The organism is Rhizobium sp. BK379 (assembly GCF_014193955.1).
In the GTDB taxonomy this organism is placed as follows: domain Bacteria; phylum Pseudomonadota; class Alphaproteobacteria; order Rhizobiales; family Rhizobiaceae; genus Rhizobium.
This window is the reverse complement of record NZ_JACIAD010000010.1, coordinates 120,340-137,810: the sequence shown is the minus strand read 5'-3', so window position 1 is coordinate 137,810 and position 17,471 is coordinate 120,340. Positions and strand designations below refer to the sequence as shown.

Annotated in this window: 7 protein-coding genes; 1 reads left to right on the top strand and 6 read right to left on the bottom strand. The window is 60.5% G+C overall.

Annotated elements, in window-relative coordinates; all coding sequences use genetic code 11:
- Nucleotides 1–32: 32 nt before the first annotated feature.
- The 5 genes from FHT93_RS32425 to FHT93_RS35975 all read right to left on the bottom strand — a co-directional run bounded on the left by FHT93_RS32425 (nucleotide 33) and on the right by FHT93_RS35975 (nucleotide 14,812).
- The gene (locus FHT93_RS32425) at nucleotides 33–890 is read right to left on the bottom strand and encodes a polysaccharide deacetylase family protein (RefSeq protein ID WP_183851191.1); all 858 of its coding nucleotides are present in this window, start codon (nucleotides 888–890) and stop codon (nucleotides 33–35) included.
- Between the two features lie 241 nt (nucleotides 891–1,131).
- Nucleotides 1,132–2,454: an HlyD family type I secretion periplasmic adaptor subunit gene (locus FHT93_RS32420; protein WP_183851190.1), complete on the bottom strand. Its 1,323-nt coding sequence runs from the start codon at nucleotides 2,452–2,454 to the stop codon at nucleotides 1,132–1,134.
- Between the two features lie 14 nt (nucleotides 2,455–2,468).
- Nucleotides 2,469–4,928 (bottom strand): cadherin-like domain-containing protein, encoded by a 2,460-nt coding sequence (locus tag FHT93_RS32415; RefSeq protein ID WP_183851189.1) that lies wholly within the window; start codon nucleotides 4,926–4,928, stop codon nucleotides 2,469–2,471.
- Nucleotides 4,925–6,688, bottom strand: a complete 1,764-nt coding sequence (locus FHT93_RS32410; RefSeq protein WP_112969666.1) for a type I secretion system permease/ATPase — start codon at nucleotides 6,686–6,688, stop codon at nucleotides 4,925–4,927. The genes FHT93_RS32415 and FHT93_RS32410 overlap by 4 nt, the downstream gene beginning before the upstream one ends.
- A 72-nt stretch (nucleotides 6,689–6,760) precedes the next feature.
- Nucleotides 6,761–14,812, bottom strand: a complete 8,052-nt coding sequence (locus tag FHT93_RS35975; protein ID WP_183851188.1) for a peroxidase family protein — start codon at nucleotides 14,810–14,812, stop codon at nucleotides 6,761–6,763.
- On the opposite strand from FHT93_RS35975, the gene FHT93_RS32400 reads away from it, so the two are divergent.
- On the top strand, nucleotides 14,768–16,570 hold the full coding sequence (locus tag FHT93_RS32400; protein WP_162728503.1) for an ATP-binding protein: 1,803 nt from the start codon (nucleotides 14,768–14,770) through the stop codon (nucleotides 16,568–16,570). The two genes, FHT93_RS35975 and FHT93_RS32400, sit on opposite strands and share 45 nt — an antisense overlap.
- Here the strand turns inward: FHT93_RS32400 and FHT93_RS32395 are convergent.
- Entirely contained in the window at nucleotides 16,567–17,226 is a 660-nt protein-coding gene (locus FHT93_RS32395; protein ID WP_112542104.1) for a response regulator transcription factor, read from the bottom strand. The two genes, FHT93_RS32400 and FHT93_RS32395, sit on opposite strands and share 4 nt — an antisense overlap.
- Between the last annotated feature and the right edge of the window lie 245 nt (nucleotides 17,227–17,471).

Here is a 17,471-nt window from a genome sequence, read left to right as displayed (position 1 = left end):
CATACCTCGTTGATTTGGACATGGATCGTCTCCTATCCGCGCATCCGGTCCCGCCAATTCCGCACACCCACCGGCACGATGCCGAACTCGGCCATCAGCTCTGCGGCCCGTCCACTGCGAAAGAACTCATATTCTCCCGTCCGGAATGCCGCATCGCTCGCCATGTGCTCAATCTCGCCGGGTGCATTGAAATGCAGCGCAAGCCAGCTCACGCCTTCGGGCACACGTGAGAACAGGTCGCGATAGGCCGCCTCGATGCCCTGCGGCCATGCCCAGGGCGTTTCCAGTTGCAGGTCGACAATCGGATTCCCGCGCTGGCGCGCCCTTCCCGATGCTGCGTCGAATTCCGCAGTCGTCACCGGACCGACATAGTCCATTACGGAGAACGTCATGTAGTCCTTCATAAGCAGGATCGGCAGGCGGTAATCGGCACCCAGCCGCTCGTACACGGTGACGAACTCGGGCATCATCGCGGTACCCATGTGGCAATCGAGGTGTGTCACATCGAAGCCTGCAGCAAGCGCAGCCTCGATCTGGGCGCGCAGCTCACGCTCCACTGCCGCCGGATCGGCGTTGCGGCGCACGTCGGGCACCTCGGCCCAGAAATAACCCGCGGGATCGGTGAGGCCCTTATCCGAAACGCCGGTCAGCGGACGCCAGCGATAGGGCTTCATGTCCGAGTTGAGGGTCAGGTGCACGCCGAGATCGAGTTCCGGATTGTCGCGGGCGATGGCAGCGATTTCGGCAAACCACGGGCACGGCACCATCACCGAGCCGGCGGTGCACAGCCCCAGGCGGGCGAGCTCGAGGAAAGCAGTATTGGCGCCGTGGCTGATGCCGACGTCGTCTTCGTGAACGACAACGAAACGGGAATTGGATTGCGAGGACATTCTGGTCACCCTTTCTCGCGGCCGCCGCGACATGCGCCGGCTTCATCGAGTTCGGGGGACCAGGCGCCGTAACGCCGGATTCCAGGACGCTTCTGCGACGTCCCTTTTTCGCTCCGGACCGAGTTTGCACCCTCAGGTCCGGGCTTGCAAGTCGAACGGGCTTCGCCCAGTTCTGCAGGGTCGGACAACGAGGGGATATTTCGTCGCGTCACTCCATGCGGCAGGACGACCGAATAAGGAACTATTCCTCGCGGAATGCCCGGCTGAACTGATCAGTGAGCGGTTTGGCGAGAAACGACATCGCTGTCCGTTCTTTGGTCGAGACGAACACTTCAACAGGCATGCCGGGAAGAAGCTTCTTGTTTCCAAGTCTGGCGAGCTCTGTTGCGGTCACGGCCACGTCGGCAAGGTAGAATATCTGGCCTGTCGCTGGATCTGTGCTGGTGGCTGCGGAGACATAAGCGATGCTGCCGTCAAGTTCCGGCGTTGCACGCTGGTTGAAGGCGGAGAACCGCAGCCTGGCGTCCTGGCCGATGAAAACCTCATCGATATCGGTGGGGGAGAGCCTCGCCTCTATCTTCAGCGAAGCGTCGGCCGGCACCAGCGTCACCAGTTTTTCAGCCGGCGTAATGACGCCGCCGATCGTATGCACGAAAAGCTCGTTCACTGTCCCGGTCAGTGGCGCCCGAATATCTGTCCGTGACAGCCGGTCTTCGACAGCGATCCGTCGTTCCCGCAATTCGGACAGCTTCGGTTCGACGACACTCAGCTCTCGTTGCGCCTCGGTGCGCGCAGCTTCATCGATGGCAATGATCTGGACCTGGATTTCACTCATCCGCGCACGCGATCGTGCAATATTGGCCTGGATCTCCCCGCTCTCTCCCGTCAGCTTCGCGAGCTCGCGGTCGATCACGTATTTGCGGGACGTGTCGACTAGCTTCTTGTCCGCCAGGCCTTTGATCTTGCTATGTTCGACCCTCACGAGATCGAGTTCATCGGCCTTTGCCTGATGCTGCGCGACGAGGCCTTTCAGTTCCTCCTCAAGTTGGGATATTCCGTACTGGAGCTGCTGTTTCTGGTTTTGCCGGTTGCGACGATTTCCATCAAACAATCGCAGCTCGCCGGATGAGATAAGGGGAAACTCGGCGCTGAACGCCGGCTCGAAAACGAGTTCCTCCTGATTGTCCCGTTCGGCGATCAGGCGCGCCTGGCGTGCCGCGAGCTCGATGAGTTGCGTCCTGACGATCGACAATTCGGCGCGCGTCTGGGCATCGTCGAGGCGTAGCATGACCTGCCCCTTGCTCACGACGTCCCCTTCCTTGACTGCGATCTCACTGACGATCCCGCCATCGCGATGCTGGATCGACTTCAGGTTTCGATCGACCTTGATGACGCCTGACGCGATGATCGCGCCTTGCAGCTGGGTCGTCGCTGCCCAGCCGCCTGCTCCTGCAAAGAGCAGGAGGCCGAGCGCTATGCCGGCAAGAACTCGCGATGTGACAGGGAAAGTGTTGTTTACCTCGGGTGAAGGAGCAGATTGAGTTTTCGGTTGCTTTGCAGACACGTCTTGTCTCCCCCTCAGGTGTTCTCGACGATCACGAGGAGATGGTGCCCCGTCAGATTGATCGTCATTTCGTAATGTTGATCCTTGTCCATATCGACTTCGATGAAGGTGCGGCTCATGTCATCCGTTCCCTCATGACGTACACGTATCGGCAGGGGCTCGGAGTCGGCCTTCTCGCCGTAAATATCCTCGAAGCGATCCTCCAGCCCGTCCATGACCTCCTCGAAGATCTTGTATTTGGAGACGTCGATACGGTCCCCGACCATGAAGTCCAGAATCTGATGGACGACCGCGGCACTTTGGCTTGCAGGAACGCTGAACTCGAACGTGTCGCTGCCCGCCCCGCCCTCGACGACAATAGCCACCGGTCCGGCCCGGACGATGTCATCGCCCGAACCACCGATAATTTTTTCAAATCCGTCGATGCTGTCATGACCGACATCGAAACCGGTGGCCTTGCCGGTCGTCAGGTCGATAAGCACGCCGTGGGCGGCCTGGGAATAGTCGATCGTGTCGAAACCGTCCTCACCCCGGAAGTCGTCATCCGCGGCATCGGCAGCCGCGGCGACCGTGTCATCGCCCTTGCCGGCGAGGATACAATCGGCATCGTCACCGTCGCGCAGGAGGTCGTCACCTTCGCCGGTGCTGATGATCTCGAAGTTGCTAATTCCATCGGTGCCGATCTCCTGACCGGATGCGCTACCAGCAGCGAGATCAACGACGACGGACATGAGTGCGGCTGAATAATCGAGCGTGTCCATTCCGCTTCCGCCATCGTAGCTATCTGCCACGCAATCGAGGTCGCCTGTGACGACGTCATTGCCATCGCCGCCGTTGACGACATCCGAAGCGCCTCCGCCGCTCAGATGGTCATCGCCGCCGTTGCCATGAATTTCTTCTGCCCCGGCACTGCCAGTAACGGTGTCATCGTTTGCGCCAGCGCGTACGATTTCGAAGTTCGAAATCGAGTCGGTGCCGATCTCGGCTCCGGAAGCGGTGCCATCTGCCAGATTGATCTCGGCTACCTCCACAAGCGCAGAATAATCGATGCTGTCGATCCCGGCTCCGCCGTTGTAAGTATCGTTCACCCGGTCGGCATCACCGGCAACCGTGTCGTTGCCATCCTCGCCGTTGACCGTGTCCTCGCCGCTGCCGCCGCGCAGCACATCGCTGCCGGTGCCGCCGGCTAGGCTGTCGTTTCCATCTCCCCCCTCGAGAACGTCGTTGCCGTCATCGCCTTTCAAAGCGTCATTGCCGGCGCCGCCGTGCAGGATGTCGCCATCGGCACCGCCACTCAGCAGATCGTCGCCGGCGTCTCCGAAGATACTGTCGCGACCCTCCTCGCCATACAGGCGGTCATCGCCGGCGCCTCCGAAGATGTGGTCGTCGCCGAGACCGGCGAGAACGATGTCATTGCCTCTGCCCGCAAAGATCGTATCGTCTCCGCTGCCGCCAACGATATTGTCGTTTCCATCGCCGGCATCCACGGTATCGCTTCCGTCTCTGGCGTCGATATTGTCATCGCCGGCCAGTCCGTCGATATCATCGACGCAACTGGTACCGACCAGCAGGTCGTCTCCGTCAGTACCGGTTATTGGTGTAGTCTCGACGACGGAGAAATGCGCAGTCTGCTGCACCGAGGCGGTGCCGTCGGTAATCTGGTAGTGGATGGTCACGGGACCAAGCCCTTCGGCCTGATAAGACCATCCGCCGTCTGCCTGCACCAGCTTGCCGGATGAGACTTTGATGTCCTTGACCGACAGTGCGTCCCCATCGGGGTCCGATGTGCCGCGCAAAAAATCGGCCAAGCCGATCAAGGCAATCGTGCAGCCGGAAACATCGGCGAGTGTCACCGGGTTGCCGACCCGTGGCGCACGGTTGTGTGCCTTCTCCTGCTGAACCGGCTTGTCCTCTTTCGCCTGCGGTGTCGCTGAAGCGGCCCTGTCGGAACCTGTCCAGGCCTGATCCTTGGACATGCGCACCGGAACGATTGATGCTGGCTTGCCGACGGTCCAGGCATTATCGTTGGATGCGTGGAAGGAAACGGAGATCCCGCCTGACGTTTTCAGGAGAGCAAGGCTCGGCAGGTTCAGCCTGCCGAATTCGATCGGCGGCGAGTCCGATTGCAGGTAGCTCACAGCGTTCTTGTGGTTTGACAGATGCACTCCTCCCGCCTTTCTTGGAGGCGGTGCCGCTTCCTCCTCGATCGCTGTTCCTGCCAAGGAGCCAGTGGTGGCGGGATCGGTCGCAGGCAGGCCCTCGTCGGCATCCGTGGACGGGCGCTGAGCCGCCTCTCCTGCCGGCAGGCCTTCGTGCTGCCCTGACAGTGCGCTCTTCAGATAGAGCGCGAATCCTGTGAGAAAGAGCGTCAGGAACATCGGCACTTTGCTGTTTTTGTCCTCATTCTTGAGAACATAGCGATCGTGCGCGTCGTGATCTTCCTTGACGGGTTTGGTTGCCTTGACCTCGATCATTCTGACATCCTCGCTGTCATACGCGAGCCGACCTGAGCTGCGGCCGCAGGTTTGCTGCCAGTGTCCGCAACCGATGGCTTGAGGATGTCGTCCTTGGGTCCGAACGCTATCATCTTTCCATTCTGGATGACGGCAACCATATCAACGGCGGCGAGTGCGCTCGGCCGGTGAGCGATGACGATTGCGATGCCACCGCGGGCGCGCACTGCCCTGATCGTCTGGGTGAGTGCTGTCTCGCCCTCGCCATCAAGGTTTGAATTGGGCTCATCCATGATGACGATGAAGGGATTGCGGTAGAGCGCCCTTGCAAGACCGATGCGCTGGCGCTGCCCGGCAGAAAGCGAGATGCCCTGCGGCCCGAGGGCTGTGCGGTAGCCATCGGGCATGCGCACGACCATCTCATGAATACCCGTGGTTTGAGCGGCTTCGACGATCGCGCGCGGATCGACCTGCGGCTCCAGGCGCGAGATGTTTTCCTCGATCGTCGCGTCCAGGAGCGCCACATCCTGCGGCAGGTATCCGACGTGCTGGCCAAGATCCGCATCCGACCATTGCGTGAGTTCCGCATCGTCGAGCCTGACGCTGCCGCGAAGGGTCGGCCAGACACCGGTCAAGGCGCGTGCGAGCGTCGTCTTGCCGCCACCGCTTGGACCGATTATGCCGAGCGCCTGGCCTGCGGCGATCTCGAAGCTGACTTCACTGAGAAGGACCCTTCCCGAGCCAGGCGCAGCGACTGTTATCTTCTCGACCTTCAGCGAGTGGGCAGGCGCTGGCAGCGCCATCGGCGCAACTGTGCCCGAAAGCGCGATGACCGTCTCCTTCAGCCTGTTGAAGGCCGTACGGGCGGCGACAAAACCCTTCCAGTTGCCAATTGCGAGATCCACGGGCGCAAGCGCGCGTGCGGAGGCAACCGAAGCGGCGATGATTGCACCCGCCGACAGCTCTCCCTTGATCGTCAACCAGGCGCCGAGGCCAAGCACGGCAGACTGCAGGATCATGCGAAGCACACGCGAAATCGCTCCGAAGGTACCGCTGATATCGTTGGTGCGGGTCTGCAGCTCGAGATGGTCCTGATTGGCACGGTTGAAGCGATCGACCGCGCGCCCTGCAAAGCCCATCGCCTTGAGGATATCGGCGTTGCGAGCATTGGAATCGGCAATGGCGTTGCGCTCTATCCCCGATTTATGCGTGGCGCTCGCCAAACGGCGCGTCATGAGTTCTGCCACGATCGTCAGTATCGAGAGGATGAACGCGCCGGCGAATGTGAGTGCTCCGAGATAGGGATGGAGCATGTAGACGAAGATCAGATAGAGCGGCACCCATGGCAGGTCGAATAGGGCAACCGGGCCTTGACTGCCGAGGAAGGCACGAACCGTATCGACATCGCGTCCACGCTCCAGCGATTCAGCTGTCGAAAAGCCGAACCGCGGCATGTCGATCGCGACCTGATGCGCCATGGGAGCGATCCGACTGTCGAGCCGCGCACCCATGCGCACCAGAATTTGCGATCGGATGATGTCGAAGAATCCCTGGAACAGATAGAGGCCGATTGCCAGTGCCGAAAGTCCAAGGAGGGTTGGGACACTGCCGCTGGTCAGCGCACGGTCATAGATTTGCAGCATGTAGAAGGAACCGGTCAGCGCCAGAACGTTGATAACCCCCGACGTGATGACCAGGAACACCAATATGCCCCTTAATCCATGGGTCAGTTTCCCGATCTGTTTGCGCTTGCTGCCGGTGAGCGGAGTTTTAGGACGCATATCGTTCACCACTTCCTGCTTATATTGAGCTAAGCGGCGCGCCGGTCTGACCGGCGCGCCGCGTTTGGCGCATTACAGATTGAAGTCCGAAGTGGTGAGGTTGTGGTTCCCCTTTACGCTGAGGCGAAGCTCGGCACTGCTATCGCCGTCAACGCTTGCCTGGACGACGGTGTAATCGCCATCGTCACGGGTCTCGTGGGTGACGATGAGTTGCGCAGCGCCGCTGAGCGTGGATCCGGCGACCAATGTGAACGTCTGATTTCCGGAGACACCGTTGTTGGCGTCCGTGGCGCTGAGGTCGATCTTGTCTCCAGGCTGGAAGCCGATGATTGTATCGCCATCCGCATCCTTTTCGGACTGGAACACGAACCTGTCGTTTCCGGCCCCGCCATCCATGATGTTGGCGGAAGCATTGGCCGTGATCGTGTCGTTGCCTGAGCCCGTGACGACGTTCTCTACACTCCAGAGCGTGTCGTTGCCGGATTGGCTGCTCGATGCACTTCCTCTGCCCTTGAAGCCGCTTCCGAGATCGACCGTCAGGTTGGCGGTTATCGCTGCCATGTCCAGTGTGTCGCTGCCGGCATCGCCATAATAAATGTCGTCGCCGTCGCTTGCCTCGGCGATGAACGTATCGTCGCCGTCGCCGCCATGGGCCGTGTCGTTGCCGGCGCCGCCGGAGACCATGTCGGCGCCCTCGTCGCTGAAGATGCGGTCGGATCCCGCATCACCATAGAGCATGTCGTTTCCACCGCCGCCCATAAGGTCGTCATTTCCGGCGCCGCCGAAGACCATGTCGTTGCCTGCCTCCCCACTGAGGAGGTCGTCACCGTCATCGCCCCGCATGATGTCGCTGCCGGCGCCGCCGGTCGCCACATCATTGCCGGCGAATGCTACGATCATTTCCCCACTTGCCGTGCCGACAAGCACATCGGCGGCGACAGTGCCGACGATCGTGGTTCCCGTTGCTGCTTCGGGAACGGGTGGTGTCGGCGTTTCCGGCGTCGGCACCTCTTCTTCTGCATCGACCTCGCCGTTGAATTGCGGCAGGCCGCCTTCGCTGGTGAAGCGAATGCTGTGCTGGCTGCTTGTCATTGTGGTCACGCCGTTTTCATCCGTCGTGATTTCGTAATCATCGGCGCTCGTGCCCGCGGGCAGGTCGATGACGTCCTGCGGTCGCAAGGTGCCGACGATCGTGTCATTGCCACCGTTCGAGCGGAACACGATGCGGTGCGCAGAGGTGAGTGCCGAGATGTCGATCGTGTCATCACCGGCGCCACCATCAATTGTGATCGTGTTCAGCCGCAGGCTTGTTGCCGAGAAGTCGCCGATCACCTGGAACGTATCGCCTCCGGCAGAGCCGGGTCCGGACGGATCGACACCGTTGATCCGGATCTCTTCGATCTCACGCAACTCGGCGATAACAGAGGTGGCAAAATCGGTATTGGCGCCCCGCGTGATGACGATCTCTGTAGCGGCATTCAGGCTTGCGCCATTGTTGCCGGCCAATGCGTCCCATGCAGCACGGGTATAGATGCGGTAGGTTTCTGCAACCGCGCTGTTGCCTGTGATCACGAAAGTGTCCCCGGCCTGCCCTTCCGTGCCGCCATTGACGATGTCGCGCCCGTCGGAATTGGCCAGCGACGTCGCTGTCGCGTTGTTGGCGTTCCAGTTGAACGTATCGTCACCGGCATCGCCGTTCAGGGTATCGTTGCCTGTGCCGCCGTTGACGATGTCGTTGCCGGCTCCGGCATTGACGGTGTCGTTGCCGCCAAGCGCATTGATCGTGTCCGCACCAGCGGTGCCATTATGCGTCTGGCCGGCTGCAGCGCCGTTGATCACGTTTCCGGCAGTTGCGAGCGTGAAGTCGGAGATGTCGATACCGGCATTGTTGACCCCGTTGATCTGGATCGTGCCCTGGATGGTCGAGGCCGGCCCGTTCTCGCGGATGGTAATGATCGTGTTGCCGCCACTGGCGGATTCGAACACCCGATTGGCGAAGTTCGCCGCCGTTATCCCCAGCCCGCTGAGGTCGATGCGATCCTGGTTCGCCGGCGTGCCGCCGGTGGCATCGAAGCTGTTGATGATATCGGCTCCGAAGCCGGTCGAATTGTAGATGATGGTGTTGACGCCGCCGCCTACATCGATCGTGTCGTTGCCGGCACCGCCGATGATGGTGTCGTTGTCGTCACCGCCATTCAGCGTGTCGTTGCCATCGCCGCCGTCGAGCAGGTCAGCTCCGGCGGCACCATTGAGCGTATCGTTGTTGCCGCCGCCGAAGAGCTGGTTGGCGGCGCCATTGCCGTTGATCGTGTTGGCGAGCGTGTTGCCGCGTCCGGTGACCGCTGCGCCGATGAGATTGAGGTTCTCCACCTCAGCCCCGAGCGTGTAGTCGACGCTGGAGTCGACCCGGTCCGTGCCGCCTGCCGCCAGTTCCGTCACCACGTCGCCGGCATCGTCGACAGAATAGATGTCGTCCCCGACACCACCCAGCATGGCGTCGGCACCAAGGCCGCCGTTCAGCGTGTCATTGCCGCCAAGCCCCGTCAGCGTGTCGGCGAGATCGCCACCGGTGATGACGTTATTGCCATCGTTGCCGGTGCCGACGAACTGGTCGGCGTCGACACCCGTATAGGTCAGGTTCTCGACATTGGCGAAAGTGGCCAGTGTGTAGAGTGCCGCTGTCGTCTCGACCGTGTCGGTACCGCCACCCGCGGCCTCGACGATCAGATCCTCGCCGGTATCGTCGATATAGGTGTCGTTGCCGGCGCCGCCGACCAGCGTGTCGATATCGTCGCCGCCGTCGAGCGTGTCGTTACCGGCGCCGCCGACGAGCAGATCCTCACCAAGCCCGCCATTGAGCGTATCGTTGCCCTCATGGCCGAACAGCAGGTCGAAGCCTGTATTGCCGGTCAGGGTATCGTTAGCCGTCGTGCCTGCGAGTGCCGTGTTGATGCCGACAGCCGCCGTCCGCTCGCCGTTGTCATCCGTGCTAAGCGCATAGTCGCCGGTCAGAACATAGCCTTCGAAGGTACTGCCGTTGAAGTTGATGAACTCCACCGCTTCGCCGGCGGTGTCGAAGTGATCGGCGACGGTTGCCTGCTGGCCGTTGAACTGGATGACCAGGTCGTCGTTGCCGCCGCCGGCGGTCACTTCGAACATGTTGAGCCCGGTAAGAGCGGCCGGTAGTGCCGGCGGCACGGTGCCTCCGACAGTGATGCGGTCGGTACCGGCTGTTTCGTTGATGACGTCGATGCCGTCGCCGAGATTGATGACATAGGTGTCGTTGCCAGCGCCGCCGTTCAGTGTCTCGGTGGCGCTGGAGAAGGCGATCGACAGGTTATTGATCCCGACAAAGTCGCCGCTGTTGTTCGTGCCGGCCACTACGAACCTGATTGCCGAATTGGCACCGAACGGTCCGTTCAATGGCAAGTTGATTATCGATCCTGTGTTGGATGCGCCGGTTATGGTCTGGATCGTCTGATTGAAGTTGACGCCATCGGCGGCAAACAGAACCGTGACCGTTTCTCCCGCGTCGAAGCCGCTCTCATTGTAGGTGTAGCTGATGGTGGCGCTCGATGCGCCCGACAGATTGACGGATCGCGTGATCGTCGCCGTGCCGTTACCCGGATCGTTGTCATCATCGCGCAGGCGCAACTCGTTGGTACCGTCGTCAATGCGGATCTGGCCTGCGGCTGCGCTATTCGTATTGCCGTTGTCTCCTGTTTCAACCCAAGGCGTCGCCCATACTGCCGTCCCAGTCGATCCATTCAGCACGGTGTTGTCGAAATTATCGGCATAAGTGCCTGAGGCGCCTGCCGTGCTCGGCCCACCAACGAGGATGTCGTTGCCGTCGCCGCCGTTGAGGACGTCGTTGCCGCCGAGGCCTAGCATCAGGTCGTCGCCGGTTGTGCCATTGAGAACGTTGTTGCCTTCGGTACCGACGATTATGCCGACGCTGCCATCGGTGAATTGCAGGCGCTCTACATTTCGCAGCCGGTCGGAGCCATCGAGGTTGAGCTCGGTAACGTCTGTAACGGTGACCTGCCCATCGGCTGTCGCGCCGAACGTATAGTCGCCCCTCGCACCCTGGAACACTGCCGTATCGACATCACCAGCCGTCGTATCGGTCCGGATGGTCCGCACGATCGCCAGTTGGCCAGGGTTTATCGAACCGTTGAACATCGCGGCAGCCAGCGTCGTCATGCTGTTGTGCAGCGCGATCGGCTGACCGGTATGTTGCGTGTCGCCTGGTGCAAAGACACCGATCTGGACGTCGAGCCATTTGTCGCCGTCGATGATGTCGTCTCCGGCAAGGCCTTTCATGATGTCACTGCCGTCGCCACCAAGGATGATGTCGCCGGCGCTGAATTCCGTCACTCCCGCGCCAAGGATTTCCTGGAGGCCCTGGATGAGAGCGATGCCCTCGGCCGTCAGCGCACTGCCCTGATAGCCCTCGGTGCCGCCCTGAGTAGCGGGGAGCCGCTCTGCCGCGAGCGTGTTCGTGCCAGTCAGGACATCGCCGAATTTCGTGCCCGACAGACCTTCGACCGACTCGTATTCGTCGAGCGCAGCATTCTGGGGCAGCGTTGGTGCCTCGTCGAAGACGATCGGGATCGACAGATCGGCGTTCACGAAGTTCGGGTTGTCCTTGTAGGTCGCCCAGTCAAAACCGGACATGCCCACCATCTTGCCGCGACCGGCGCTGCCGACGAAGATATCGTCGCCGCCCTCGCCGATGAACTCGTCAAAGCCGCCATCGCCGAGGAACACATCGTGGCCATCGATCTCGTCATGCGAGAAGATTTCGTCGAAGTTATCCCCGGGTGCACCGTCGAATGTGCCGGTTTCGATCCAGTCATTGCCCTCGTTGCCGAGGATGCGTTCGGCATTCTTGTTGCCGTAGATGAAGTCGTTGCCGGTGCCGGCAAAGACTTCGGAGCCCATGTCCGTGCCGAGGAAGATGAAGTCCTGGCCGTCATTGCCCATGACGAGGTCGAGACCGGGGCCGGCGTGAACCACGTCGTTGCCCTTGCCGGCCTTGATATTGTCGTCGCCGCCGCTGTCGACGATGATGTCGTCGCCGTCGCCACCGTTGATGATGTCGTTGCCGAAGCCACCTTCGAGCCGGTCGTTGCCGCCATCGCCGAACAGCGTGTCGTCACCGATACCTGCGATTATGGTGTCGTTGGCTTCAGTGCCACCCATGACCACATGGTCGCCGCCGGTGTAGCGCAGGTAGTTGGTGTCTGCGCCCGGTGTTGCCGGATTGTTGCGGATGACAAGCTGCGTCAGGATGCCGTCGCCAACCGGATCGGTGCTCTCCAGAGTACCGTCGCCGTCGAGATCGTTGAACTGCCTGGTCTGGTTGACCTCGAGAATGAGACCGGGGGTCGAGAAGACATCGGATGGCAGGTGGGTCGCATCGGTATTGCGCATGATCATCGCGGCGAAGGAGTTGTTCTCCATCTCGCCGAAGAGATGCAAGCCATCGAGGCGCTGCAGATAGTAGAAACGGTCGCCGTTCTGCAGCTTTTCCATCTGCATTTCGAAGACGAAATTGAAGGTCGAGCCAAGCATGCCGCCGAAGGGCATGATCGCTTCGGCCAGGCCGCCGATCCAGAGATCGACATCGTTGAGGCCGCCAAGCGAACCGCCGGCATAGGCCCCGGTTCCGTTGAGGAAGTCGAGCCGATCGAGCGGAACCTCCATTCCACCGACCGACACGCCGGTGATTAGGGTAAGTGCGGCGTTACGTTTACCCTCAAGGGTCGTCTCGTCGGTGATCAGGGAATGCGTGCCGTAAGCCGCGACGAAGTTGATGATCGAGGCCTCGTGCTTCAGATGGCCGGCGAAATCGACCCAGCTCTCATAGGGCTTGAGCAAGACATCCTGATTGGTGGCGTTGTAGAACTGCGTACGGGCCGCATTCAGCGACGGTACGCCGGTGTCACGCCCGCGGGCCAGGTTGATGGTGGCAAGATCGAGCGGTAGGCCGAGCAGGTTGTTGCGCAGGGCGCTGGTGACGAACTCGTCGATCTCGTTGCCCGCCTGCCGCGTCATGCCGCGAACGATGGCGCCTGCCGAAATATCGGCATCGACAGTTTCCGTGCCGCCGTTGTTTTCGAACTGCAGGGGATTGAGGAAACCTTCGATCAGGCCGATATGGTCTGGGTTGAAGTTCGGATCGAAGCGGTCGATCGATTCCGTCAGCATCGAGTGGCCGAAACGATAGACCACATGCGCGAATTCGGCGACGATGGACGGATCGATGGTGACGTCGTAGCCGTCGGGAACCAGGAAGACGTTGATGTTCGGCTGGATCTTGCGGGCGAATTCTTCGAATACGAGATGCTGATACTGCATCTCGGTGCCGAACTTGGCAGCCTGGAAGAGGCGCTCGCCGTCCCAGACGAGGCCAGCCGCCGAGGCTGGAACCTCGGCAACGTCGTCAATGAGCCATTCGTTCAGAAAGGCCACTGCCTCTGCCTGTGACGCGCCGCCGCCCAGCATGGCAACGGCATCCGTGAACACAACATCCTTTGTGTGTTCCACCAGCCGGTTGTGCTCCGAGTGGAACACGTGGTGCACCGCAGTCAGGCCGATATTCTCGTTGGCTCGGCCATCGCCGGCGACATAGTGCGCATCGAGCAATTCGTTGTCGTAGACTCCAGGCTCGTTGCCCGGGTTATCAAGTCCGATCTCGATGTCGCCGTCGGCCAGTCCACCCGGCACCGCATTATGCGCGATATCGGCAAGGAAGGCGTGGCCGGTCAGGATCGCATTTGCCGGCACGGCAACGCCCAATCCTCCATTGGCCAGAGGATTTCCTTCGACAAGGCCTGTGGTGGTCACCATCTGCGGGAAACCATTCGGTCCACGGATGAATTCGCCATAGGGGTCCGTGGCGAGCAACGGAACGTTGCCGACATTGGCGTCGGCAAGCTGGATGCCCAGCATGGAAGCGGCCTGCGCCTTCAGGTCCGCCCATGTCGCCATGCCGCCATTGCCGCCCTCGATGAGCTTGCCGGTCGAGACCGGGTCGCCGGCAGCGTTAAATACATAGGCCCTGAGGAAGACTTGATGAGACGGATGGGACGTATAGGTCTGATTCTGATCGACGAATGAGGTCGTCGTGTTTACCGGACGATCGGTATTGTCGGCAGCTTCGTTGACGGCCGTTGCCGGGTCGTCATTCATGATGCCGTCGGCGCCGGGGCCGGCAAGGGTGGCGCGTGTGAGCACCATAAAATTGGTATCGCTTCCCTCGACATAGAGCGGATCGTCGGGCATCAACGGGATGAAGACCGTGCCGTTTCCGCCCTTGGCGACGAGGTCGAGACCGTGATCGAAGAATTGGCCGAAGAGGGTGAACCAGGAATTGAACGGCGCCGACAGGCCCTCGTCAGGCGCGGCATTGGTGATGACAACATTGACGCCTTCGAGTTCGACGCCGTTTGCCTCGAGCAGAGCCATCAAAGCGTCATCTTGCGCATCAAGCGCCGCTTGCGCGGTCGCCAGATTGGCCGCGGTCGCGGCGGCGGCGTCCTGCAGGGCCTGATTACCGGGGCTTGCGGACGCGGCGGCCTGTGCCTCGGCGTTTAGCCGCTCGGCCGTGCCCACGTCGTTGAACAATGGACGCAGCGGCTCGTAGGCCGCCGTGATCTGGGCGGTCACCGTCATCTGCTGCGCTGCCGGGACAATACCGGCGCGCTGCAGGGCCGTCAGGATCGCCGAAGGATTGCCGAGCGTCTGATCGACGATCAGGTTGGAGATCGTGCGGACCGTGGGGTCGAAGACGTCGCTGGGCCCCGCCGTGCCGGGTCCGTCATTGTCGACACCAGGCTGGTAGGTCACGGGAACCAGGGCGCCTCCCGGTCCGCCAGGCACCATGACCGTCTTGAACTGCGTGCCGAGGTTTTCGGGAAACTCGTTGTCGGCCGCACCCCATTCCGGATGCAGCGGATTGTTGTATGTGCCGTCGACAGTGCGCAGGCCCCAGGCGAGATTATAGGTCGGGATCGAGCCGCCGACTCCGAAAAGCGGCTTTGCCACGTTGTTCGGATCGCCGGTCGATGTGCCTTGCCGGAAAGCGGCATCGGCTTCGGCAATTTTGATCTGCTTCAAGATGAAATCGAGATCCGATCGAATATAGGTGACCATTTTACTCCCCCCTTTGGATTGCTCAGGAAACGGTTCGTTCCGGCAATGCTTCTTTCCGGCCTGCGATGGCAGACAGAGGCAGCTCTGCTGCAGATCTTCTACCGGCGTTTCGGAGATGAATTTGCGAAAGCCGATAGAAAATCTTCAGGATTGTCTGCGACGATCAAATATTGTCTTTTGGCAAGGCGAAGAGATAGTTCCAAAGGTCCGCAGACATTTACGGACTTTGGTCTTCAGGAGGCCGGGACGTTAGGCCCGGAAGAAAAAGTGACTTTCGTCCCGTTCACGAAGATCTGCGGCGGCTTGAGTTCCAAGATCCTGGCAACTTGGCACAGCCTTGATTTGACGAAGCAATTTTTGATTGTGGCGGGACTGGTCATCTGCAGTTCGATGGCAATCCTGGGAGAGTGGCTGAACGGCCAGATTGCGGCAAATCAGCTGAGAAGTCGGGCCGAATCCGGCGCCCTTTACATGGAGGGCTTTCTTGCTCGTCACATCGAGGGAACGTCGAGCGACCCCCAGGTGGCCGAAGCCCGCCGCAAGGAACTCGACGATCTGTTGATCGGCACCGATCTCGCGCGCCGTGTCGAAGGCTTCAGGATCTGGCGCAGTGATGGGGCAGTGATCTACAGCACCGACAAGTCTCTCATCGGGAAAACCTTCCCGTCGTCGGATATCGACCTGGCTTTTTCGGGCCAGGTCGTCGCCCAGCTTGAAGACGGCCATAACGACGGTGAGGAAGGAGAGGCGACCACCGGCCGACCGTTAATCGAAATCTACGCGCCGATCTATCGTTCCGGCACGCGCGACATCATTGCCGTAGGAGAACTCTACGAGGACGCCGCCGAATTCGTCGTCCAGCGAGCCCGGGTCCAACGCCAGACCTGGGCAATCGTCGGCGCAACAACATTGGCCATCATGGCGTTGCTGTTCCTCATCGTTCGACGCGCGAGCAATATCATTGCCAATCAAAGGATGACGCTGAAATCACAACTGACCGAGGCTCAGACGCTGGCCAAGCAGAACACCGAGCTTCGCAAGGCCGCCGATCGGGCGCGCATGGATGCCTCTAAGTCCAACGAGCAGCTTCTCAACCGCATTGGTGCGGATCTTCACGATGGTCCTGTTCAGCTACTCAGCCTGCTGATCCTCAAGCTTGGAGAAAATACAGAGGCACCGGTTTCATCGACCCCCGCGACCGTCGAGAACGCATCCGGGGTGCAAGAGGCCGATCTTGCTCCCTCACGTATCGCAAGCCAGGTGCTTACAGAGTTGCGTGAACTGTCGACAGGGCTGGTCTTGCCGGAGATAGAACATTTGCCGCTGAAGGCGGCCCTGCGCATGGCGATCGACCGGCACGAATATGCAACCGGTTCGAAAGTTACATCGGAGTGCGACGAGTTGCCCGAGCGTGTCGCGCATCCTTTGAAGATCTGTCTTTATCGGGTGGTCCAAGAGGGGCTCAGCAACGCATTTCGGCATGGCGGCGGCCGTGACCAGCGGGTCTCTGCTTCGGCAGACCTGTCGGCCATCACTGTCGTCATTGCAGACGGCGGCCCGGGCTTTGGAAAGAGCACCCCGAGAGGGAACCACAGACCGCTCGGCCTGCAGGGCATCCGCAATCGCGTTGAGGCCTTCGGCGGTCGTGTTCAGATTCGCCACGGCCCGCGCTCGGGAACCGAGCTTGAGGTCGTCGTGCCGATGGAAGGCAACAGTATCTAGTGGCGCTGAATGGTGTCTGTTCCACTCTCAAGCTTTTGAGCGGCGAGTAGGACTTCCAGCCGATTTCGCGCGTTCAGCTTCTGCATGAGTATCGTCATGTAGTTCTTCACAGTCTTCTCGCCGATCTGCAGGTCGGCTGCGATCTGACGGTTCGTGAATCCCCGCAACAGCATGCGGATGATCTGGCCCTCGCGGATGCTGAGCTTCACTTCCGTACCCGTCACTTTTCGCAGCGAGGCTATCTTGAGCTCTTCTATGACCTTGCAGGCAAAGGCGGGAGTGATGAACATATCGCCACGGTGGACGGTTGCGATGGCCTGGATGAGCTCCTTGGCGCTACTGCCTTTGAGCACATAGCCGCTAGCGCCGGCATTGAGTGCTCGCACAGCGTAATCGCTGCCCGTCATGGCTGTGAAGACCAGGATCTTTGTTCGTATTTTTTCGACAAGTTTCGAGATCGTGTCGAACATGTTTCCCGGCATTATCAGATCGACGATGAAAACGTCGGGCGCCAGGCGCAGGCCAATCTCCAATGCCTCCTCAGCGCTCGACCCGGTCGCTGCGACAGCAAATGCCGGCTGCTTCCTAAGGATCTCCGTCAATCCTGCCAGCATTAGCGGATGGTCGTCGACCAACGCTACTGAGATTGGACTCATGTTATGCACCCTGTACCCAGTAATTGCTTAATTTGTATTCGCAATTTAATTTCCTGTCTATGTAGCCATTTATGGCTATTACTCTCATGGGTGGAGTATAATTCCAATCGCATACCACCCTCGCCCGAGCTGCGTTCAGTCCAGGCGCAATTCCAAGTCTGCCTCGGGTGTGGCGGATCGTGTCATCGCCGGTGCGCGCATTCCGCGAAAGCAACGCTGACAGCGCGAACTTTCCGCGCCGGTCA

What these genes read in the sequence shown, in the direction of transcription:
- FHT93_RS32425 (WP_183851191.1), bottom strand. Translation starts at nt 890, where the DNA reads ATGTCCTCGCAATCCAATTCCCGTTTCGTTGTCGTTCACGAAGACGAC.
- FHT93_RS32415 (WP_183851189.1), bottom strand. Translation starts at nt 4,928, where the DNA reads ATGATCGAGGTCAAGGCAACCAAACCCGTCAAGGAAGATCACGACGCG.
- FHT93_RS32410 (WP_112969666.1), bottom strand. Translation starts at nt 6,688, where the DNA reads ATGCGTCCTAAAACTCCGCTCACCGGCAGCAAGCGCAAACAGATCGGG.
- FHT93_RS32395 (WP_112542104.1), bottom strand. Translation starts at nt 17,226, where the DNA reads ATGAGTCCAATCTCAGTAGCGTTGGTCGACGACCATCCGCTAATGCTG.